The 19425-nt window shown below is 63.8% G+C and carries 15 protein-coding genes and 6 tRNA genes; 17 read left to right on the top strand and 4 right to left on the bottom strand.

The window, feature by feature from the left end; all coding sequences use genetic code 11:
• Positions 1-105 precede the first annotated feature (105 nt).
• Both CAG00_RS17635 and CAG00_RS17640 read right to left on the bottom strand, forming a co-directional pair.
• Entirely contained in the window at positions 106-1656 is a 1551-nt protein-coding gene (locus CAG00_RS17635; protein WP_061552352.1) for an MDR family MFS transporter, read from the bottom strand.
• Positions 1646-2701 (bottom strand): HlyD family secretion protein, encoded by a 1056-nt coding sequence (locus CAG00_RS17640; RefSeq protein WP_085664931.1) that lies wholly within the window; start codon positions 2699-2701, stop codon positions 1646-1648. The genes CAG00_RS17635 and CAG00_RS17640 overlap by 11 nt, the downstream gene beginning before the upstream one ends.
• A gap of 143 nt (positions 2702-2844) precedes the next feature.
• On the opposite strand from CAG00_RS17640, the gene gltX reads away from it, so the two are divergent.
• The 12 genes from gltX to CAG00_RS17700 all read left to right on the top strand — a co-directional run bounded on the left by gltX (position 2845) and on the right by CAG00_RS17700 (position 9227).
• Positions 2845-4326 (top strand): glutamate--tRNA ligase, encoded by a 1482-nt coding sequence (gene gltX, locus CAG00_RS17645; protein WP_085664932.1) that lies wholly within the window; start codon positions 2845-2847, stop codon positions 4324-4326.
• A gap of 289 nt (positions 4327-4615) precedes the next feature.
• Positions 4616-4691, top strand: a tRNA-Ala gene (locus CAG00_RS17650).
• 72 nt (positions 4692-4763) lie between these two features.
• Positions 4764-4839 (top strand) — tRNA-Glu (locus tag CAG00_RS17655).
• Between the two features lie 53 nt (positions 4840-4892).
• A tRNA-Ala gene (locus tag CAG00_RS17660) sits at positions 4893-4968 on the top strand.
• A 43-nt stretch (positions 4969-5011) separates the two neighbouring features.
• Positions 5012-5087: transfer RNA gene (locus CAG00_RS17665), tRNA-Glu, on the top strand.
• 60 nt (positions 5088-5147) lie between these two features.
• Positions 5148-5223, top strand: a tRNA-Ala gene (locus tag CAG00_RS17670).
• Positions 5224-5265: 42 nt separating this feature from the next.
• Positions 5266-5341, top strand: a tRNA-Glu gene (locus CAG00_RS17675).
• Between the two features lie 172 nt (positions 5342-5513).
• A complete protein-coding gene (locus CAG00_RS17680) occupies positions 5514-6053 on the top strand; it encodes a TetR/AcrR family transcriptional regulator (RefSeq protein ID WP_013971594.1) in 540 nt (179 codons plus the stop codon).
• Positions 6054-6068: 15 nt separating this feature from the next.
• The gene (locus tag CAG00_RS17685) at positions 6069-6950 is read left to right on the top strand and encodes an alpha/beta fold hydrolase (protein WP_085664933.1); all 882 of its coding nucleotides are present in this window, start codon (positions 6069-6071) and stop codon (positions 6948-6950) included.
• A gap of 141 nt (positions 6951-7091) precedes the next feature.
• Positions 7092-7526 carry a thioesterase family protein gene (locus CAG00_RS17690; RefSeq protein WP_046617041.1) on the top strand — a complete coding sequence of 145 codons (435 nt, stop codon included), beginning with the start codon at positions 7092-7094 and terminating at the stop codon, positions 7524-7526.
• A 51-nt stretch (positions 7527-7577) separates the two neighbouring features.
• Positions 7578-8549 carry a tRNA-dihydrouridine synthase gene (locus CAG00_RS17695; protein ID WP_085664934.1) on the top strand — a complete coding sequence of 324 codons (972 nt, stop codon included), beginning with the start codon at positions 7578-7580 and terminating at the stop codon, positions 8547-8549.
• A 234-nt stretch (positions 8550-8783) separates the two neighbouring features.
• Positions 8784-9227 carry an Hsp20 family protein gene (locus CAG00_RS17700; protein ID WP_084785084.1) on the top strand — a complete coding sequence of 148 codons (444 nt, stop codon included), beginning with the start codon at positions 8784-8786 and terminating at the stop codon, positions 9225-9227.
• A gap of 220 nt (positions 9228-9447) precedes the next feature.
• Here the strand turns inward: CAG00_RS17700 and CAG00_RS17705 are convergent, their stop codons facing one another.
• Positions 9448-12744: a PAS domain S-box protein gene (locus tag CAG00_RS17705; RefSeq protein ID WP_085664935.1), complete on the bottom strand. Its 3297-nt coding sequence runs from the start codon at positions 12742-12744 to the stop codon at positions 9448-9450.
• Positions 12745-12806: 62 nt separating this feature from the next.
• Positions 12807-13685 (bottom strand): LysR family transcriptional regulator, encoded by an 879-nt coding sequence (locus CAG00_RS17710; RefSeq protein WP_025338235.1) that lies wholly within the window; start codon positions 13683-13685, stop codon positions 12807-12809.
• Between the two features lie 131 nt (positions 13686-13816).
• On the opposite strand from CAG00_RS17710, the gene leuC reads away from it, so the two are divergent.
• The 5 genes from leuC (at position 13817) to asd (ending at position 19117) form a co-directional block, all read left to right on the top strand.
• Entirely contained in the window at positions 13817-15250 is a 1434-nt protein-coding gene (gene leuC / locus CAG00_RS17715; RefSeq protein WP_025338236.1) for a 3-isopropylmalate dehydratase large subunit, read from the top strand.
• The gene (gene leuD / locus CAG00_RS17720) at positions 15247-15891 is read left to right on the top strand and encodes a 3-isopropylmalate dehydratase small subunit (protein WP_015269431.1); all 645 of its coding nucleotides are present in this window, start codon (positions 15247-15249) and stop codon (positions 15889-15891) included. The genes leuC and leuD overlap by 4 nt, the downstream gene beginning before the upstream one ends.
• A 148-nt stretch (positions 15892-16039) precedes the next feature.
• Positions 16040-16804, top strand: a complete 765-nt coding sequence (locus CAG00_RS17725) for a class I SAM-dependent methyltransferase (RefSeq protein WP_085664936.1) — start codon at positions 16040-16042, stop codon at positions 16802-16804.
• A 54-nt stretch (positions 16805-16858) separates the two neighbouring features.
• Complete coding sequence (leuB, locus tag CAG00_RS17730; RefSeq protein WP_025338238.1) at positions 16859-17941, top strand: 3-isopropylmalate dehydrogenase; 1083 nt, start codon at positions 16859-16861, stop codon at positions 17939-17941.
• A 63-nt stretch (positions 17942-18004) separates the two neighbouring features.
• Entirely contained in the window at positions 18005-19117 is a 1113-nt protein-coding gene (gene asd, locus CAG00_RS17735; RefSeq protein ID WP_003260268.1) for an aspartate-semialdehyde dehydrogenase, read from the top strand.
• Positions 19118-19425 lie beyond the last annotated feature (308 nt).

Raw genomic sequence — 19425 nt, forward strand, 5'->3', positions numbered from 1 at the left:
CGCGGGTAAACCCGCTCCCACAGGATCGTTGTAATCCTTGAGCTCTGCGCAGTACCTGTGGGAGCGGGTTTACCCGCGAAGAGGCGGGCTCAGGCGACAACCCATTTAGTGGGCCTCCCCAGCCTTCAGCCCCTCTGGCAACTTCCGCGTCAACAACACCGCCACCATGCTCACCGCCAACCCGATCCCCACAAAGTGGAACGCATCGTTGTAGGCCATGATCAACGCCTGCTGGTGAGTGATCTCGCTCAACTTGCCCAGCGCCGCATTGTCATTGCCCAGCCGCTCCGCCAGTTGCGCCAACCGCTCCGCCACCTGCGGGTTGCTCGGCACCACCGCCTCCCTCAGGTAATCGAAATACACCTTCGTCCGTGCATCCAGCAGGGTGGCCAGCAGCGCAATGCCGATCGCACCGCCCAGGTTACGCAGGATATTGAACAGGCTCGACGCCGAACCCGCATCCTGCGGCTGTATATACGCCGTGGCGATCAGCGAGATGGTCACCATGATCATTGGCTGGCCGATGGCACGGATGATCTGGATATGGTTGAACTGCGGCCCTGCAAAGTCCGGGTTGAGCACCCCCGAGCCGAAACTGGCGGCGCCGAACAGGCAGAACCCCAGGGCACACAACACCTTGGGCGACACCACTTTCATCAGTTGCGGCACCAACGGGATCAGGAACAGCTGCGGGATACCCATCCACATGATCACCTCGCCGATCTGCAAGGCGTTGTAGCCCTGCACCTGTGCCAGGTACAGCGGCAGCAGGTAGATCGACCCGTACAAGCCCACCCCCATGCCCAGGCTGGCGATGCTCGACAGGCCAAAGTTGCGGTTGCCGAGGATGCGCAGGTTGATCAGCGGGTGTGGCTTGGAAAACTGCAGAATCACGAAGGTGATCAGGCTGACCAGGGCGATGCTGCCCAGGCCGACGATCAGCTGCGACTCCAGCCAGTCCTTGCGGTGGCCTTCCTCCAGGAACACCTGCAGGCAGCCAAGCCCCAGGCCCAGGGTGACGATTCCGGCGTAATCGGTGCTTTTCAGCAGTTCCCAGTGCGCGTCCTTCTTTTCCAGCCCGTACAGCAGGCCGGCGATCATCACCAGGCCCGGCGGGATATTGATGTAGAAAATGTATTCCCAACCCCAGTTCTCGGTCAGCCAGCCGCCCAGGGTAGGGCCGATGGAGGGGGCGAAGGTGGCGGTCATGGCGAACATGGCCATGCCCTTGGCGCGGTGGTGTTCGGGCAGCTTGATCAGCGTCAGGGTGAAGGCCAGCGGGATCAGCGCACCGCCGGTAAAACCCTGCAGGGCGCGGAACAGGATCATGCTCTCGAGGTTCCAGGCCATCGAGCACAACAGCGACGACAACAGGAAACCGCCGGATACCCACACCGCCAGGCGCCGCGCCGACAGCAGCTGCACCAGCCAGGCGGTGAGCGGGATCATGATGATCTCCGCGACCAGGTAAGAGGTGGAAATCCACGAGCCTTCCTCCAGCGTCGCCGACAGCGCGCCCTGGATGTCCTTGAGCGACGAGTTGGTGATCTGGATGTCCAGCACCGCCATGAAGGCGCCGAGCATCACGCTCATTACCGCGATCCAGTCGCGCCGGGTCGGCTCGGCGGTGGGCCTGAGCAGCTGGTCACCGGCCATTGTGGCCTTCGTCTTCGCTGCGCAGGTCGACGGTGGCGGTCACCGACATGCCAGGGCGGATGCGCCCGTGCAGTGGGTTGTCGGCGCGGAAGGTCAGCTTGACCGGGATGCGCTGCACCACCTTGGTGAAGTTGCCGGTGGCGTTGTCGGGCGGCAGCAGGCTGAACTGCGCGCCGGAGGCGGCGAACAGGCTGTCGACCCGGCCTTCGATCGGTGTGTCGGGGTAGCTGTCGAACAGCAGTTCGGCACGCTGGCCGGGCTGCATGCGGCCGATCTGGGTTTCCTTGAAGTTGGCCTGCACCCAGATGTCTTCGTCCGGCACGATCGACAGCAGGTAGGCACCGGCCTGTACCACCTGGCCATCGCGCGCGTTGCGCTGGCCGATGCTGCCGCTGATCGGTGCGCGGATTTCGCAGCGGGTCAGGTTCAGTTCGGCCTGGGCCAGGTCGGCGCGGGCGTTGGCGATCTGCGCGTCGAGGCGCTTGAGCTCGGCGGCCAGCGCATTGACCTGCTGGCGCTGGCTTTGCAGGTCGGCACGGGCCTTGTCGACCTGCGAGCCGGCGACATGGCTGTCTGCGGACAGGGTGGTGACCCGCTCTTCCGATACGAAACCTGGCTTGCGCAGCTTCTCGGCACGGCTCAGGTCCAGGCGCGAGCGGTCGGAGGTGGCCTGGTTGGCCGCCACCTGGGCCTGGCCGGCGGCGATCAGGCTGGCTTGCTGGGTCAGGCGGCTTTGCGCCTGCACCTGTTCGGCTTCGCGGGTGGCCAGGGCGGCGCGGGCGCGTTGCACGGCCAGTTCGAAGTCGGCGGCCTCCAGGCGCACCAGCAGGTCGCCTTTCCTGACGTGCTGGTTGTCCTCGACCCGCACCTCGTCGATGCGTGCGCCCAACTGGCTGGAAATGCGCGTGATCTCGCCCTGTACGTAGGCGTTGTCGGTACTTTCGTAGAAGCGGCCCTTGAAGTACCAGTGGCCCAGGAAGGCGAGGGCGATGACGGCCACCACGGTGAAGAAGACCAGCAGGCGGCGTTTGAGTTGGGCAGGCATGAGGACTATCGTTCCAGAAATGTAAATAAATTTAACAGCGGCACATGGCCGGTCGACAAGTGACGTTCGCGCCATTGCTGGAGCCCGGTGCCTGCCTCCTGCTAACATCCCGCCTTTGTTTCATCTTTCGTTCGAGACTCTCCATGACCACCGTACGCACGCGTATCGCGCCATCGCCTACCGGCGACCCCCATGTCGGCACCGCCTACATCGCCCTGTTCAACTACTGCTTTGCCAAGCAGCACGGCGGTGAGTTCATCCTGCGCATCGAAGACACCGACCAACTGCGCTCCACGCGCGAGTCGGAACAGCAGATCTTCGATGCCCTGCGCTGGCTCGGCATCGAATGGAACGAAGGCCCGGACGTCGGCGGCCCGCACGGCCCGTACCGGCAGAGCGAGCGTGGCGAGATCTACGCCAGGTACGCCAAGGAGCTGGTTGACGCCGGCCATGCCTTCTACTGCTTCTGCACCGCCGAAGAGCTGGAGCAGATGCGCGCCGAGCAGCAAGCCCGTGGCGAAACCCCGCGCTACGACGGCCGCGCGCTGCTGCTGAGCGCCGAGGAAGTGCAGCGCCGCCTGGACGCTGGCGAGCCGCACGTGATCCGCATGAAAGTGCCGAGCGAAGGCGTGTGCGTGGTACCGGACATGCTGCGTGGCGATGTCGAGATCCCGTGGGACCGCATGGACATGCAGGTGCTGATGAAGAACGACGGCCTGCCGACGTACTTCCTGGCCAACGTGGTCGACGACCATCTGATGGGCATTACCCACGTGCTGCGCGGCGAAGAGTGGCTGCCATCGGCACCCAAGCTGATCAAGCTGTACGAATACTTCGGCTGGGAACAGCCCAAGCTGTGCTACATGCCGCTGCTGCGTAACCCGGACAAGTCCAAGCTGTCCAAGCGCAAGAACCCGACCTCGGTGACTTTCTACGAGCGCATGGGCTTCATGCCCGAGGCGATGCTCAACTACCTGGGCCGCATGGGCTGGTCGATGCCGGACGAGCGCGAGAAGTTCTCGCTGGCCGAGATGGTCGAGCACTTCGACCTGTCGCGTATCTCGCTGGGCGGCCCGATCTTCGACATCGAGAAGCTGTCCTGGCTGAACGGCCAGTGGCTGCGCGAACTGCCGGTCGAGGAGTTCGTCGCGCGCCTGCAGAAGTGGGCGTTCAACAGCGACTACATGATGAAGATCGCCCCGCACGTGCAGGGTCGGGTGGAAACCTTCAGCCAGGTTGCCCCGCTGGGTGGGTTCTTCTTCGAAGGCGCGCTGAAGCTGGACGCCAAGCTGTTCGAAAGCAAGAAACTGTCGGCCGACCAGGTACGCCAGGTGATCCAGCTGATCCTGTGGAAGCTCGAAAGCCTGCGTCAGTGGGAAAAGGAGCGCATCACCGGTTGCATCCAGGCGGTGGTAGAGGCGTTGGAGCTGAAGCTGCGTGACGCCATGCCGCTGATGTTTGCCGCCATTACCGGCCAGGCCAGCTCGGTTTCGGTACTGGATGCCATGGAAATCCTTGGCCCGGACCTGACCCGCTACCGTCTGCGCCAGGCGCTGGACCTGCTGGGTGGTGTGTCGAAGAAAGAAAACAAAGAGTGGGAAAAGCTGCTGGCCTCCATCGCCTGACAGTGGTCCCGAGGCTATAAGCCGAACCTGTGGGAGCGGGTTTACCCGCGAATACGATGGTGCGTTTTCCGTCGCATTCGCGGGTAAACCCGCTCCCACAGGGCTCACTGTTCAGTTTTGGCAAGGGCAGGGCGGTAAGTGATTGTTATCTGTGAAAAATTTTTTGAATATTTTGAAAAATTCGTTTGACAGCCCTGCAATCCGATCTTAATATGCGCCCCGTCCACAGCGATGAACGAAAACGAAACGCCAGGCACCCAGCCAGCGCTTCGGTTCAAAGCGACATTGTGGGGCTATAGCTCAGCTGGGAGAGCGCCTGCATGGCATGCAGGAGGTCAGCGGTTCGATCCCGCTTAGCTCCACCAAATTCCGTCTGGCAGCCAAGGCTGTCGGGCAAGACCGGGTCAAGCAACCGGGTCTTGAAGGTAAGAAGGTTCGTCCCCTTCGTCTAGTGGCCTAGGACACCGCCCTTTCACGGCGGTAACAGGGGTTCGAGTCCCCTAGGGGACGCCAGTTTTGCACAAGCGATGTTTCAGGATGTCGCTGGGCCGAGAGGCTAGAAATCCGGGGCTATAGCTCAGCTGGGAGAGCGCCTGCATGGCATGCAGGAGGTCAGCGGTTCGATCCCGCTTAGCTCCACCAATTTTTGCCGCGGTTCGCGCAAGCGGATCGGCACGAAGGTTACGTCCCCTTCGTCTAGTGGCCTAGGACACCGCCCTTTCACGGCGGTAACAGGGGTTCGAGTCCCCTAGGGGACGCCACTTTTCCTGCGTTTTGCAGGGCTTTAAAGGCTCGTCGATTACTGATGAGTCTTTTGTTTCGGGGCTATAGCTCAGCTGGGAGAGCGCCTGCATGGCATGCAGGAGGTCAGCGGTTCGATCCCGCTTAGCTCCACCATTTCTGCCGCGGTTCGCGCAAGCGGATCGGCACGAAGGTTACGTCCCCTTCGTCTAGTGGCCTAGGACACCGCCCTTTCACGGCGGTAACAGGGGTTCGAGTCCCCTAGGGGACGCCACGTTTACCCGCGTTTTGCGGGACTTTTAAGGCTCATTCGATTATTGAATGGGCCTTTTGTTTTTCTTCCCTATTCAAAATTTCGCGACCGACAGCGGCTGCAGATTCTGCTTGCCAAAAAATATTATGCGAATAATATTTCGATCATCATATTTTGATCGGCGAGTGGCCTGATGAGCGACAAGAAGAGCAGAACCCGCGAACGCATTCTCGAGGCGGCGCGAAGTGCGCTGATCCAGCACGGCCCGGCCGAGCCTAGCGTCAGCCAGGTCATGGGGGCGGCAGGCCTGACCGTCGGTGGCTTCTACGCCCATTTCGACAGCAAGGACGAGTTGATGCTCGAAGCGTTCCGCCAGTTGCTGGGCGAGCGCCGCGCCTTGCTCGCGCAGATCGACCCCAGCCTGGATGGCGCCGGGCGGCGGGCGCTGGCCAGTGCCTTCTACCTGTCGCGCAAGCACCGTGATGCCGAAGTGCATGCCTGCCCGCTGCCCAACTCGCTGGGCGAGATGCAGCGCCTGCCGGAGGCCTTCCGCGAGGTGCTGGCCGAGCACATCGAGTTGATGGCTGCTGCCATGGTCGACCGCCCCGAGGACGCCGACAAGGCTTTGGCCGACCTTGCCCTGATGGTTGGCGGGCTGGCGCTGGCCCGTGCCCTGGGCACCAGCGAGCTGTCTGATCGTATTCTGCGCGCCGCCAAATCGGCGGTGCTTTAACCCTGGAGCATGGCGATGACTACCCTGAGCTGGATTCGTGGTGTCAATGGCACCCTGGGCCGCCTGGCCCCCGAGCACGTCGCGGGCAAGATGCGCCGTGCCTTCATGACCCCGCGCAACCTGCCGCCACGGGATTGGGAGTTGCCCGTGCTGGCCAGCGCCGAGCGCATCACCCTGCGCTTCGGTTTGTCGGCCTTGCGCTGGGGCAAGGGGCCGACCGTGTTGCTGATGCACGGCTGGGAAGGGCGCCCGACCCAGTTTGCCGCGTTGATCGAAACCTTGGTCCAGGCCGGGCATACCGTGGTGTCGCTGGAGGGGCCGGGGCATGGGCGTTCGCCCGGCGAGCAGGCGAATGTGGTGCTGTTTGCCCGAGCGCTGCTGGAGGCTGCCGCCGAACTGCCGCCGCTGCGCGCGGTTATTGGCCATTCCATGGGCGGCGCGAGTGTATTGCTGGCCCTGCAGATGGGGCTGCGCACAGAGGCAGCGGTCAGCATTGCCGCTCCGGCGCGGCTGTTGGGCGTACTGCGTGGCTTTGCCCATCGCCTGGGGCTTCCAGCGCGGGCGCGGGCGGCATTCATCCGCCAGGTGGAGCGGGATGTGGGCATGCAGATTGCTCGGCTGGATGTGACGGGTTACCAGCTGGAGTTGCCTGGGCTGGTGGTGCATGCCGCCGATGATGCGTTGGTGGCAGCCGATGAGGCCCAGGTCATCCACAAGGCCTGGTTCGATAGCCGCTTGATGCTGCTGGAGGCGGGTGGCCACCAGCGGGTGCTGTCCGATCCGCGCCTGAGTGCAGCGGTGCTGGAGTTGCTGGCCCGGGCTGGCGCGGTCCCTGTAGGAGCGGCCTTGTGTCGCGATGGGCTGCGCAGCAGCCCCGGCAATCTGTGTCGGGACTGAGATTTTGGGGGCCGCTGCGCGCCCCATCGCGACACAAGGCCGCTCCTACAGGGACCGCGTAGCCCCGCAGGCAAGTGCAGAAGGGCTGGACTTTCCCACGGCGGTCCCTGCTAAATCCACTTTTGCTCCAAGGAAGCGAACATGAGCTGGGACCTGGCAACACCTTTCGTCATCGACCTGCGCGTCGGCAGCGAGGATATCGACGGCCTTGGCCACGCCAACAACGCGGTCTACGTCACCTGGCTGGAGCGCTGCGCCTGGCGCCACTCTCAGCGCCTGGGCCTGGACCTGGCCGAATATCGCCGGCTGGACCGGGCCATGGCCGTGGTGCGCCACGAAATCGACTACCTGGCCGCTGCCTACGAGGACGACGAGCTGCAACTGGCCACCTGGATCATCGACTGGGACCAGCGCCTGCGCATGACCCGGCGCTTCCAGCTCAAGCGCCCGCGCGACGGCGTGACCTTGCTGCGCGCCCAGACCACCTTTGCCTGCATCGAGCTCTCCAGTGGCAAGCCCAGGCGCATGCCGGCGGAGTTTCTCGACGGTTACGGCCCGGCGCTGATCGGCGCCTGAAACACCGGCAATTTTTGTTAGACTGCCGGCTTTTTCCGCCGAGACCCCGACATGCAAATTGCCCTGGCCCCCATGGAGGGGCTGGTCGACAACATCCTGCGCGACGTGCTGACCCGCGTGGGCGGTATCGACTGGTGCGTCACCGAGTTCATTCGCGTGTGCGACCGCCTGCTGCCGCCTTCCTCGTTCGACAAGCTGGCACCCGAGTTGCGCAATGGCGCGCGGACTGCCGCAGGGGTGCCCATGCGTGTGCAGCTGTTGGGCTCGGACCCTGTGTGCCTGGCGGAAAACGCCGCGCTGGCCTGCGAGTTGGGCGCGCCGGTAATCGACCTGAACTTTGGTTGCCCGGCCAAGACCGTGAACAAGTCGCGTGGTGGAGCGGTGCTGCTCAAGGAGCCGGAACTGCTGCACGCCATTGTGCGTGAAGTGCGCCGGGCCGTGCCGGCGGATATCCCGGTCACCTCGAAGATGCGCCTGGGTTTCGACAGCCCCGATGGCGCGCTGGAGTGTGCCACGGCGCTGGCCGAAGGCGGCTCGGCGCACCTGGTGGTGCATGCGCGGACCAAGGTCGAGGGCTACAAGCCGCCGGCCCACTGGGAGTGGGTGGCGCGGGTGCAGGATGTGGTCAAGGTGCCGGTGTTCGCCAATGGCGAGATCTGGACCGTGGACGACTGGCGGCGCTGTCGTGAGGTCAGTGGCGCTGAAGACATCATGCTGGGCCGTGGGCTGGTTTCGCGCCCCGACCTGGGGCTGCAGATTGCCGCGGCGCGTGACGGGCGGGAGTACCAGCCGATGAGCTGGGACGACCTGCTGCCATTGCTGCGCGAGTTCTGGCGCCAGGCTCAGGACAAGTTGTCGCCGCGCTATGCGCCGGGGCGGATGAAGCAGTGGCTGGCGATGCTGACCCGCAGTTATCCCGAAGCGGTTGTGCTGTTTGCCGAGTTGCGTCGGGAGGATGACTGTGCGCGGATCAGCAGGTTGCTGGGGGTTGAGGCGGTTTCCATCGAAGCTTGTGTTGCCTGATCCGGCCCTTTCGCGGGTAAATCCGCTCCCACAGGTTCGGCGCAGGTTTTGGAATGTGTGAGCTCCCTGTGGGAGCGGGTTTACCCGCGAAGAGGCCATCAAGCCCAACGCAGGAATCCAGATTTTTTCTGCTCCCCCCTTGAAAGCATTTCCCTCGGCCATATCTCTTGAGTACGCGATGCCGAAGTCGGGTCGCGTAATGACTTACTTGCTGAATCTCAGGAGTTCATGACCATGACCACCGCTTTCTCTCTCGCTCCACTGTTCCGCCATTCCGTTGGTTTCGATCGTTTCAACGACCTGTTCGAATCCGCGGCACGTAACGAGGCTGGTAGCAGCTACCCGCCCTACAACGTGGAAAAGCATGGCGATGACCACTACCGCATCGTGGTTGCTGCAGCCGGTTTCCAGGAAGAGGACCTCGACCTGCAGGTTGAAAAAGGTGTCCTGACCGTGACCGGTGGCAAGCGCGACAATGGCGCTGCTGAAGTGACCTACCTGCATCAGGGTATCGCGCAGCGCGCCTTCAAGCTGTCGTTCCGCCTGGCCGACCATATCGAAGTCAAGGCCGCCGGCCTGGCCAATGGCCTGCTCAGCATCGACCTGCTGCGCATCGTGCCTGAAGAAGCCAAGGCCAAGCGCATTCCGATCAACGGCGACAAGCCAGCGCTGAACTGATCGTGTAGATGTGAAAAAGGGCACCCCCAGGGGTGCCCTTTTTTGTGTCCGTTCCCACGGTCCCCTTGTAGGAGCGGCCTTGTGTCGCGATGGGCTGCGCAGCAGCCCCAAAATCTTGGTTCCAGCATCGATTGCCGGGGCTGCTGCGCAGCCCATCGCGACACAAGGCCGCTCCTACAGGGGCTGCGTCAGCGTCACCAAAGTCGCGTCAGTCGTTCGGTCAGTAATCCGCCGGCGCCTCCAGCAACATCTGCCGGAACTCCGGCAACGGCAGCGGCCGGCTGTGCAAGTACCCCTGGTACAGGTGGCACCCCAGCCGTTCCAGGAACTCCAGCTGTTCGGTCAGCTCCACCCCTTCGGCAATCACCGCCAGGTCCAGGCTGCGGGCCATGGCGACGATGGCGCGGACGATTTCGGCGTCGTTGGGGTCCACCGGTGCATCGCGTACGAAAGTCTGGTCGATCTTCAGCGCATCCACTGGCAGGCGTTTCAGGTAGGTCAGCGAGGAATAGCCGGTGCCGAAGTCATCCATGGCAAAGCTCACCCCGTAGCGCTTCAGTTCGCGCATCTTGCTGATGGTGTCTTCCAGGTTCTGGATGACGATGCCTTCGGTAATTTCCAGCTTCAGCATCTGCCGTGGCAGGCGGTAATCGTCCAGGCTGCGCAGCACCCGCCCGACAAAGTCGTTCTGGCGGAACTGCCGTGGGCTGATGTTCACGCACAGGCTGAAATCATCGGCGTCGATCAGCCCGTCGCCGAGCATGCGCGCGCAGGCATCGCAAGCTTCGTCGAGGATCCAGCTGCCAACTTCAAGGATCAGGCCGCTTTCTTCCAGCACCTGAATGAATTGCGCGGGTGGCTGCTGACCCAGTTGCGGGTGATGCCAGCGCAGCAGCACCTCGGCGCCGACGATGCGGTTGTCGCGGGCATCCACCTGTGGCTGGAAGTGCAGCGCCAGCTCGCCGCGGGCCAGGGCCAGGCGCAGGTCGTTTTCCATGCGCAGGCGCTCGCTGGCAGCCTTCTGCATGGTGGTATGGAACAGCTGGGTGGTGTTGCGCCCGGAGTCCTTGGCCCGGTACAGGGCGATATCGGCACGCTTGAGCAGGTCGGCCGGGGTGGCGCCGTGGTCAGGGATCAGCGCCACACCGATGCTGGGTGTCACCTGCAGGCGCTGGCCGTCCAGCGACATCGGCTCGGCCAGCAGTTCGCGCAGGGTGTCGGCCAGCCCGCGGACTTTCTCTTCGACCAGCTCGCGGCTGCCTTCCAGGCCGCTGAGCAGTACCACGAACTCGTCGCCACCCAGGCGCGCCACGGTGTCTTCCACGCGCACGCTGGCTTCCAGCCGCGCAGTGATGATCTTCAGCACCGTGTCGCCCACCGGGTGGCCCAGCGAGTCGTTGATGTGCTTGAAGTGGTCAAGGTCGAGGAACAGCAGGGCGCCGCGCAGGTTGTGGCGCCTGAGCAGGGCGATCTGCTGGCTCAGGCGGTCCATCAGCAGGGCACGGTTGGGCAGGTTGGTCAGCGGGTCGTGGTAGGCCAGGTGGCGAATCTGTGCCTGGGCGTTCTTCAGCTGGCTGACATCGCGGGCGGTCAGCAGCAGGCAATCCACCTCGTTGAGGGTGATCGGCTCCACCGACACCTCCACGGTAAGGATATCGCCACGCTTGTTGCGCCCGAGCATCTCGCGATGATGCACCCGGCCACGCTCGCGCAACTCGGCCAGCAGGGCGCTGCGCTGCTTGTCGTCGGCCCAGATGCCGATCTCGTACACCGTGTGGCCGACCACGTCGGCGGTGCTGTAGCCGGTCAGGCGGCAGAAACCGTCGTTGATTTCCAGGTAGCGACCGCTATAGCGTTCGGTGATGGTGATGGCGTCAGGGCTGGAGTGGAAGGCCTTGGCAAACTTCTCCTCGCTGGACTTCAGCGCCGCCTCGGCGCGCTGCTGCTGGGTGATGTCGCGCAGGGTGGTGACGCTGCAAGGCTGGTCATCGACGGTGATGAGGCGGCTGGAAATCACGCAGGTCAGCGGTGCGCCATTGCGGTGGTTGACCACCACGGCGACGTTGCTCAGGGCCTGCTCGCGGATCACCCGCTCGATGCGTTGTGCGCGCTCGACTGACTCCGCCCACAGGCCGATTTCCTCGGCAGTGCGGCCGATCACCTGGTCGGTGCCCCAGCCGAAGGTCTGGGTGAACGCCGGGTTGATCTCGATGAACTGGCCAGTGTCCTGGCGAGTGACGCAGATCGGGTCGGGGCTGACCTGGAACAGGCTGGCGAACTTCTCTTCCGAGGCGCTCAGGCGCTGTTCGCGTTCCACCTGGTCGGTGATGTCGAGCAAGGTGCCAGCCATGCGCAGCGGGTTGCCCTGCTCGTCGCGGTACAGCCGGGCTCGGCTTTCGATGTAGCGCGAGATGCCGTTCTCCAGTTGTACCCGGTAGGTGATCTGGTAGTTGCCGGCAGGCCCTTCGCGCAGGCTGCGGTAGGCCTGGCGCATCGAGTTGCGCTCCTGCTCCGGTACCCCTTCGAAAAACGCGTCGAACGATTCGTGAAAGGGAATGGGCGGCAGGCCGTGGAGCTGTGCGGCCCGGGCCGAGCCGTAGAGCATGCCGCTGGGGATATGCCAGTCCCAGGTGCCCAGTTGTGCCGAGTCCAGGGCCAGGTCCAGGCGCTCCTGGCTGTCCTTCAGGGCCTGCTCGGCGCGCTTGCGTTCGGTAGTGTCGACGAAGGTGCTGATCAGGTAGGTCACGCCTTCCAGCTCGATGCCCTGGGTGCAGAGGATGCCGTCATGCACCTTGCCGCTGATGGCGCGGAACTGCACCTCGAGGATCAGCGGGCCACTGTTGGCCCGGGTCGATTCCAGCATCTGGTGGCGCTGTTCGGGGTTGACCCACAGGCCCAGTTCCAGGCTGGTCTTGCCGATCACCTGGCTGCCGGGCCAGCCGAACATGTCTTCGAAGTGCTGGTTGACCTCGAAGATCATGCCGTCGTGGCGGCGGGTGAGCAAAATGGCATTGGGGCTGAGGTGGAACAGGGTGGCGAAGCGTTTTTCCGAATTGATCAGCGCCGTTTCCCGCTCGCGCTGGCGGGTGATTTCACGGATCACCCCGATCATCTGCGGCCGGCCGTTCGGGTCGTGGGTCAGGCTGCCGTTGATCTCCAGCCAGTGCAGGCTGCCGTCCGGCCAGCGGATACGGTGGCGCATGGCCTGTTCTACCGGTTCGCCGTTGAACACTGCCTGGAACACCTGGCGTGTACGCGCGCGGTCTTCCTCGGGCAGCAGGTCGAGGTAGTCGACATCGGCGGGGAGCGGGCGCTGCGGGTCGAAGCCGAACAGGGCCTGGGTGCCCCGTGACCAGCTGACCCGGCCGCTTTCGATATCCCATAGCCAGGCCCCCAGCCGCGCGCCGTTGAGCGCGGCCAGCAATTGCGGGGCGTTCTGCCAGGCCTGCTCGGACTCCTGAGGGTCGGCCGCAGGTATGCGCGGCAGGCGCAAAAAGCGATTCGCTGATTTGGGCATCGGTACCAGACCTTTGGCGTGTGACGCGTCCTTGGAGGTGGCAATACCGGGCTGACGACCGGTCAGGCGGGCCCTGCGTGGCTGTCGAGCAGGGCCATGAATGCCCTGGCCGCGTTCGATAGCGTACGCTCCGTGTGCAAAATGTAGCCTAGCTGGCGTGACAGCTGTATGCCCGGCAAGGCGATGGGTGCAACCTGTTCGTCGAGCATGGTGCGCGGCAGCACGCTCCAGGCCAGGCCGATCGACACCATCATCTTGATGGTTTCCAGATAGTTGGTGCTCATGGCGATGTTCGGCGTCAGGCCCTGGCTTTCGAACAGGCGCTGGACAATATGGTGGGTAAAGGTGTTGCCGCCGGGGAACACGGCCGGGTGGCGGGCGACGTCGGCCAGGCTGACCGTATGGTTGTTGGCCAGCGGGTGCTCGGGAGCGGCGACGAAGTCCAGGGCGTCGTCCCACACCGGCACGGCCTTGACCAGGTGGTGCGGCTCGGGCGCCAGGGTGATAACGGCAATCTCGGCGCGGCCATGGAGGATTTCGTCGTAGGCCTGTTCCGAATCCATGAACTGAATATCCAGCGCCACTGCCGGGTATTCCCGAGTGAAAGCCCGCAATAGCGGGGGAAGGCGGTGCAAGCCGATATGGTGGCTGGTGGCAAGGGTCAGCCGACCACTCACTTCACCGGTCAAATTGGTCAGTGCGCGCCGGGTATCATCGAGGACGTTGAGGATCTGGTAGGCGCGGGGCAGCAAGGCGCGGCCGGCCTCGGTCAGGGTCACCTCGCGGCCCAGCCGGTCGAACAGGCGCACATCCAGTTGCTGTTCCAGCCCGGCGATGCGCTTGCTGACGGCCGGTTGGGTCAGGAACAGGCGGTCGGCCGCCCCGGAAAAGCTACCGGTTTCGGCAATCGCAATGAAGGCGCTAAGGTTCGCCAGATCCATGGGTTGGTATTCCTGTTGGTTATCCAAAGCATAAAAATTATGAATTTGAGTTATTCAATTTAACCCCCTAGCATCGACCGCACAAGCCAAGGGGTCTTTGGCATAGAAAGACGCTGATGAGGAACAGTCTGATGGCTGGCAAAACGCTCTACGACAAACTCTGGGAAGCCCATGAGGTCAAGCGCCGTGATGACGGCTCGTCCTTGATCTACATCGACCGTCACATCATCCACGAAGTGACGTCGCCCCAGGCCTTCGAAGGCCTGCGCCTGGCCAACCGCAAACCCTGGCGCATCGACACCAACATCGCCACGCCGGACCACAACGTGCCGACCACGCCAGAGCGCAAGGGCGGTATAGAGGCCATCGTCGACCAGGTGTCGCGCCTGCAGGTGCAGACCCTCGACGAGAACTGTGACGAATACGGCATCGTCGAATTCAAGATGAATGACGAGCGTCAAGGCATCGTCCACGTCATCAGCCCGGAGCAGGGTGCCACCTTGCCTGGCATGACCGTGGTCTGCGGTGACTCGCACACCTCCACCCACGGCGCCTTCGGTGCCCTGGCCCACGGCATCGGCACCTCCGAAGTAGAGCACGTGCTCGCTACCCAGTGCCTGGTCGCCAAGAAGATGAAGAACATGCTGGTGCGCGTGGAAGGCCAGTTGCCTGCCGGCGTTACCGCCAAGGACATCGTCCTGGCCGTGATCGGCAAGATCGGTACCGCCGGTGGTAACGGCCACGCCATGGAATTTGCTGGCAGCGCCATCCGCGAATTGTCGATGGAAGGCCGCATGACCATCTGCAACATGTCCATCGAAGCCGGTGCCCGCGTAGGCCTCGTGGCGGTGGACGACACCACCGTTGCCTATGTCGAAGGCCGCCCGTACGCGCCGAAGGGCGAGCAGTGGAAGCAGGCGGTCGAAGCCTGGAAAGGCCTGGTTTCCGACGCTGACGCGGTGTTCGACACCGTGGTCGAGCTCGACGCTGCGCAAATCAAGCCGCAGGTCAGCTGGGGCACCTCGCCGGAGATGGTCCTCGCCGTCGACCAGCGCGTGCCGGACCCGGCTGCCGAGCCTGACCTGATCAAGCGTGGTTCGATCGAGCGTGCTCTCAAGTACATGGGCCTCGCCGCCAACCAGGCGATTACCGATATCAAGCTCGACCGCGTATTCATCGGTTCGTGCACCAACTCGCGCATCGAAGACCTGCGCGCCGCTGCCGAAATCGCCAAGGGCCGCAAGGTCGCTGCCAACGTCAAGCAGGCGCTGGTGGTACCGGGCTCGGGCCTGGTCAAGGCCCAGGCCGAGCGGGAAGGCCTGGACAAGATCTTCCTCGAAGCCGGTTTCGAATGGCGTGAACCAGGCTGCTCGATGTGCCTGGCGATGAACCCGGACCGCCTGGAGAGCGGCGAGCACTGCGCGTCCACCTCCAACCGCAACTTCGAAGGCCGTCAGGGTGCCGGTGGCCGTACCCACCTGGTCAGCCCGGCCATGGCCGCCGCCGCCGCGGTGACCGGCCACTTCATCGATGTCCGCGAGTTGATCCAAGGGAGCGCAGCATGAAAGCCTTTACCCAGCACACTGGCCTCGTCGCGCCGTTGGACCGTGCCAACGTCGATACCGACCAGATCATCCCCAAGCAGTTTTTGAAGTCGATCAAGCGCACCGGCTTCGGCCCCAACCTGTTCGACGAGTGGCGTTACCTGGATGTGGGCCAGCCTTACCAGGACAACAGCAAGCGCCCGTTGAACAAGGAATTCGTGCTCAACCACGAACGCTACCAAGGTGCCAGCGTGTTGCTGGCGCGGGAGAACTTCGGTTGCGGCTCCAGCCGTGAGCACGCCCCATGGGCGCTGGACGAGTACGGCTTCCGCAGCGTGATCGCGCCGAGCTTTGCCGACATCTTCTTCAACAACAGCTTCAAGAACGGCTTGCTGCCGATCATCCTCAGCGACGAGGAAGTCGACGAGCTGTTCAAGCAGGTCGAAGCCATTCCGGGCTATCAGCTGACCATCGACCTGCAGGCGCAGGCGGTGACCCGTCCGGATGGCAAGGTGCTGCACTTCGAGATCGATGCGTTCCGCAAGCACTGCCTGCTCAACGGCCTGGACGATATCGGCCTGACCCTGCAGGACAGCGATGCGATCAAGGCCTTCGAAGGCAAGCACCGCGCCGGGCAGCCTTGGCTGTTCCGGGATGCCTGAAGTTTGCAGGTGACAGTACCGGCCCTTTCGCGGGCACGCCCGCTCCCACAGGGATGTCACCAACCCTGAGAGCAGCGCTGTACCTGTGGGAGCGGGCATGCCCGCGAAAGGGCCGGTACAGGCAGCAAGAAACCAAAAGGATCGAGACATGACCAGCACCCAGCACACCGATGTGGTCCAACGCCAGTTCGGCGAACAGGCCAGCGCCTACCTCAGCAGCGCCGTGCACGCCCAGGGCAGTGAATTCGCCCTGCTGCAGGCCGCGCTGGCGGGGCAGGGCCGTGCCCGCGTGCTGGACCTGGGCTGCGGCGCCGGTCATGTCAGCTTCCACGTCGCCCCGCTGGCCGCCGAAGTGGTCGCCTACGACCTCTCGCAGGCCATGCTCGACGTGGTCGCCAGTGCCGCCGCCGAGCGCGGCCTGGCCAATATCACCACCGAGCGCGGTGCCGCCGAACGCCTGCCGTTCGCCGACGCCTCGTTCGACTTCGTCTTCAGCCGCTACTCGGCCCACCACTGGAGCGACCTGGGCCTGGCCCTGCGCGAAGTGCGCCGGGTGCTCAAGCCGGGTGGCGTGGCAGCCTTCATCGATGTGATGTCGCCGGGCAGTCCGCTGCTCGACACCTACCTGCAAACGGTCGAAGTGCTGCGCGACACCAGCCACGTGCGCGATTATTCCGCCGCCGAATGGCAACGCCAGGTCAGCGAGGCTGGCCTGCATGTACGCAGCCACACCCGCCAGCCGCTGCGCCTGGAGTTTTCCAGCTGGGTCGAGCGCATGCGCACCCCCGAGCCAATGCGCGTGGCAATTCGCCAACTGCAGCAAGCCATGGGTGAGGAAGTACGGCAGTATTACCAGATCGAGGCCGATGGCTCATTCAGCACCGATGTGCTGGTGTTGTGGGCCGAGCGTTAAGAACTTTTCGGTGGGGCCCGCTTGGCCGCACCGCGTGATTGGATAGAGGAAAGCATGAGCAAGCAGATTCTGATTCTCCCAGGTGACGGTATCGGCCCGGAAATCATGGCCGAGGCGGTCAAGGTGCTGGAGCTGGCCAACGACAAGTTCCAGCTCGGCTTCAGCCTGGAGCACGATGTGATCGGTGGTGCCGCCATCGACAAGCACGGCGTACCGCTGGCCGACGAGACCCTGGAGCGTGCGCGCAAGGCCGATGCCGTGCTGCTGGGCGCCGTGGGCGGGCCGAAGTGGGACAAGATCGAGCGTGACATTCGCCCCGAGCGCGGCCTGCTGAAAATCCGTTCGCAACTGGGCCTGTTCGCCAACCTGCGCCCGGCCATCCTCTACCCGCAACTGGCCGATGCCTCGTCGCTCAAGCCAGAGATCGTTTCCGGCCTGGACATCCTCATCGTCCGTGAGCTGACCGGCGGTATCTACTTCGGTGCCCCGCGTGGCCAGCGCGAGCTGGAAAACGGCGAGCGCCAGGCCTACGACACCCTGCCGTACAGCGAAAGCGAAGTGCGCCGCATCGCCCGTGTCGGCTTCGACATGGCCCGCGTGCGTGGCAAGAAGCTGTGCTCGGTGGACAAGGCCAACGTCCTGGCTTCCAGCCAGCTGTGGCGTGAAGTGGTCGAGGATGTGGCCAAGGACTACCCGGATGTGGAACTGAGCCACATGTACGTCGACAACGCCGCCATGCAGCTGGTGCGTGCGCCCAAGCAGTTCGATGTGATGGTGACCGACAACATGTTCGGTGACATTCTGTCGGATGAGGCTTCCATGCTGACCGGTTCCATCGGCATGCTGCCTTCGGCGTCGCTGGATGCCGACAACAAGGGCATGTACGAGCCGTGCCACGGCTCGGCGCCGGACATCGCAGGCCTTGGCATCGCCAACCCGCTGGCGACCATCCTGTCGGTGTCGATGATGCTGCGTTACAGCTTCAATCAGTCGGCTGCCGCCGAGGCGATCGAGAAGGCCGTGAGCCTGGTCCTGGACCAGGGCCTGCGCACCGGCGACATCTTCTCGGAAGGCTGCCGCAAAGTTGGTACGCAGGAAATGGGCGACGCAGTAGTCGCAGCGCTGCGGAATCTGTAATCTCTCTGGCCCGCCACCCAAAATTCCCGGTGGCGGCCCACTTTTAGCAAAGGTGTAGTTGCGATGAAACGTGTAGGTCTGATCGGTTGGCGCGGTATGGTCGGTTCCGTGCTCATGCAGCGGATGCTGGAGGAGCAGGATTTCGACCTCATCGAGCCGGTGTTCTTCACCACCTCCAATGTTGGCGGCCAGGGCCCGAACGTGGGCAAGGATACAGCTCCGCTCAAGGACGCTTATTCGATTGAAGAACTCAAGACCCTCGACGTGATCCTGACCTGCCAGGGCGGCGACTACACCAACGAGGTCTTCCCCAAGCTGCGTGAAGCCGGCTGGCAGGGGTACTGGATCGACGCCGCCTCGTCCCTGCGCATGCAGGATGACGCGGTGATCATCCTCGACCCGGTCAACCGCAAGGTCATCGACCAGCAGCTGGACGCGGGTACCAAGAACTACATCGGCGGCAACTGCACCGTCAGCCTGATGCTTATGGGCCTGGGTGGCCTGTTCGAAGCCGGCCTGGTCGAGTGGATGAGCGCCATGACCTACCAGGCGGCCTCGGGTGCCGGCGCGCAGAACATGCGCGAGCTGATCAAGCAGATGGGTGCTACCCATGCTGCCGTTGCCGATGACCTGGCCAACCCGGCCAGCGCCATCCTCGACATCGACCGCAAGGTTGCCGAGACCATGCGCAGCGAAGCCTTCCCGACCGAGAACTTCGGCGTGCCGCTGGCTGGCAGCCTGATCCCGTGGATCGACAAGGAACTGCCGAACGGCCAGAGCCGTGAAGAGTGGAAGGCCCAGGCCGAGACCAACAAGATCCTCGGCCGCTTCAAGAGCCCGATCCCGGTCGACGGCATCTGCGTGCGTATCGGCGCCATGCGTTGCCACAGCCAGGCGCTGACCATCAAGCTGAACAAGGACGTGCCGCTGGCCGACATCGAAGGCATGATCAGCCAGCACAACCCTTGGGTGAAGCTGGTGCCTAACCAGCGTGAAATCAGCATGCAGGAGCTGAGCCCGACCAAGGTTACCGGCACCCTGAACATCCCGGTTGGCCGCCTGCGCAAGCTGAACATGGGTTCCCAGTACCTGGGCGCGTTCACCGTAGGTGACCAGCTGTTGTGGGGCGCGGCCGAGCCGCTGCGTCGCATGCTGCGGATTCTGCTTGAGCGTTGATCGTTCCGGTCTGACCGAAAACCCGCGCTGGTGACAGCGCGGGTTTTTTTATTTCCGATCCATCCCGGCCGGCCGGCCCGGCTCTTCTCTGCTTTTGCTTTTGCTTCTAGGCACGCGATAGTTCAGGCGCCGCCGATTGCGACTTCAGGAGGCCGAGCGAAGGGACTGCGGAGGGAGGTGACGGGCATGGATGCCCGTCAAGCGCTGAGGCCCCATGGATGGGGCCTGCAGCGCGTACTCCCGGGAGCAGGCCCGTAGCGAGGGGACCCCGGAGCGAAGCGTAGGGGCCGGATGATGGGAGCCGACGG

It is taken from the genome of Pseudomonas sp. B5(2017), from assembly GCF_002112825.1.
GTDB lineage: Bacteria > Pseudomonadota > Gammaproteobacteria > Pseudomonadales > Pseudomonadaceae > Aquipseudomonas > Aquipseudomonas putida_Z.

Bases quoted from the DNA above. Each gene is read 5' to 3' on its own strand.
- CAG00_RS17635 (WP_061552352.1), bottom strand. From the start codon at position 1,656: ATGGCCGGTGACCAGCTGCTCAGGCCCACCGCCGAGCCGACCCGGCGC.
- CAG00_RS17640 (WP_085664931.1), bottom strand. From the start codon at position 2,701: ATGCCTGCCCAACTCAAACGCCGCCTGCTGGTCTTCTTCACCGTGGTG.
- gltX (WP_085664932.1), top strand. From the start codon at position 2,845: ATGACCACCGTACGCACGCGTATCGCGCCATCGCCTACCGGCGACCCC.
- CAG00_RS17680 (WP_013971594.1), top strand. From the start codon at position 5,514: ATGAGCGACAAGAAGAGCAGAACCCGCGAACGCATTCTCGAGGCGGCG.
- CAG00_RS17685 (WP_085664933.1), top strand. From the start codon at position 6,069: ATGACTACCCTGAGCTGGATTCGTGGTGTCAATGGCACCCTGGGCCGC.
- CAG00_RS17690 (WP_046617041.1), top strand. From the start codon at position 7,092: ATGAGCTGGGACCTGGCAACACCTTTCGTCATCGACCTGCGCGTCGGC.
- CAG00_RS17695 (WP_085664934.1), top strand. From the start codon at position 7,578: ATGCAAATTGCCCTGGCCCCCATGGAGGGGCTGGTCGACAACATCCTG.
- CAG00_RS17700 (WP_084785084.1), top strand. From the start codon at position 8,784: ATGACCACCGCTTTCTCTCTCGCTCCACTGTTCCGCCATTCCGTTGGT.
- CAG00_RS17705 (WP_085664935.1), bottom strand. From the start codon at position 12,744: ATGCCCAAATCAGCGAATCGCTTTTTGCGCCTGCCGCGCATACCTGCG.
- CAG00_RS17710 (WP_025338235.1), bottom strand. From the start codon at position 13,685: ATGGATCTGGCGAACCTTAGCGCCTTCATTGCGATTGCCGAAACCGGT.
- leuC (WP_025338236.1), top strand. From the start codon at position 13,817: ATGGCTGGCAAAACGCTCTACGACAAACTCTGGGAAGCCCATGAGGTC.
- leuD (WP_015269431.1), top strand. From the start codon at position 15,247: ATGAAAGCCTTTACCCAGCACACTGGCCTCGTCGCGCCGTTGGACCGT.
- CAG00_RS17725 (WP_085664936.1), top strand. From the start codon at position 16,040: ATGACCAGCACCCAGCACACCGATGTGGTCCAACGCCAGTTCGGCGAA.
- leuB (WP_025338238.1), top strand. From the start codon at position 16,859: ATGAGCAAGCAGATTCTGATTCTCCCAGGTGACGGTATCGGCCCGGAA.
- asd (WP_003260268.1), top strand. From the start codon at position 18,005: ATGAAACGTGTAGGTCTGATCGGTTGGCGCGGTATGGTCGGTTCCGTG.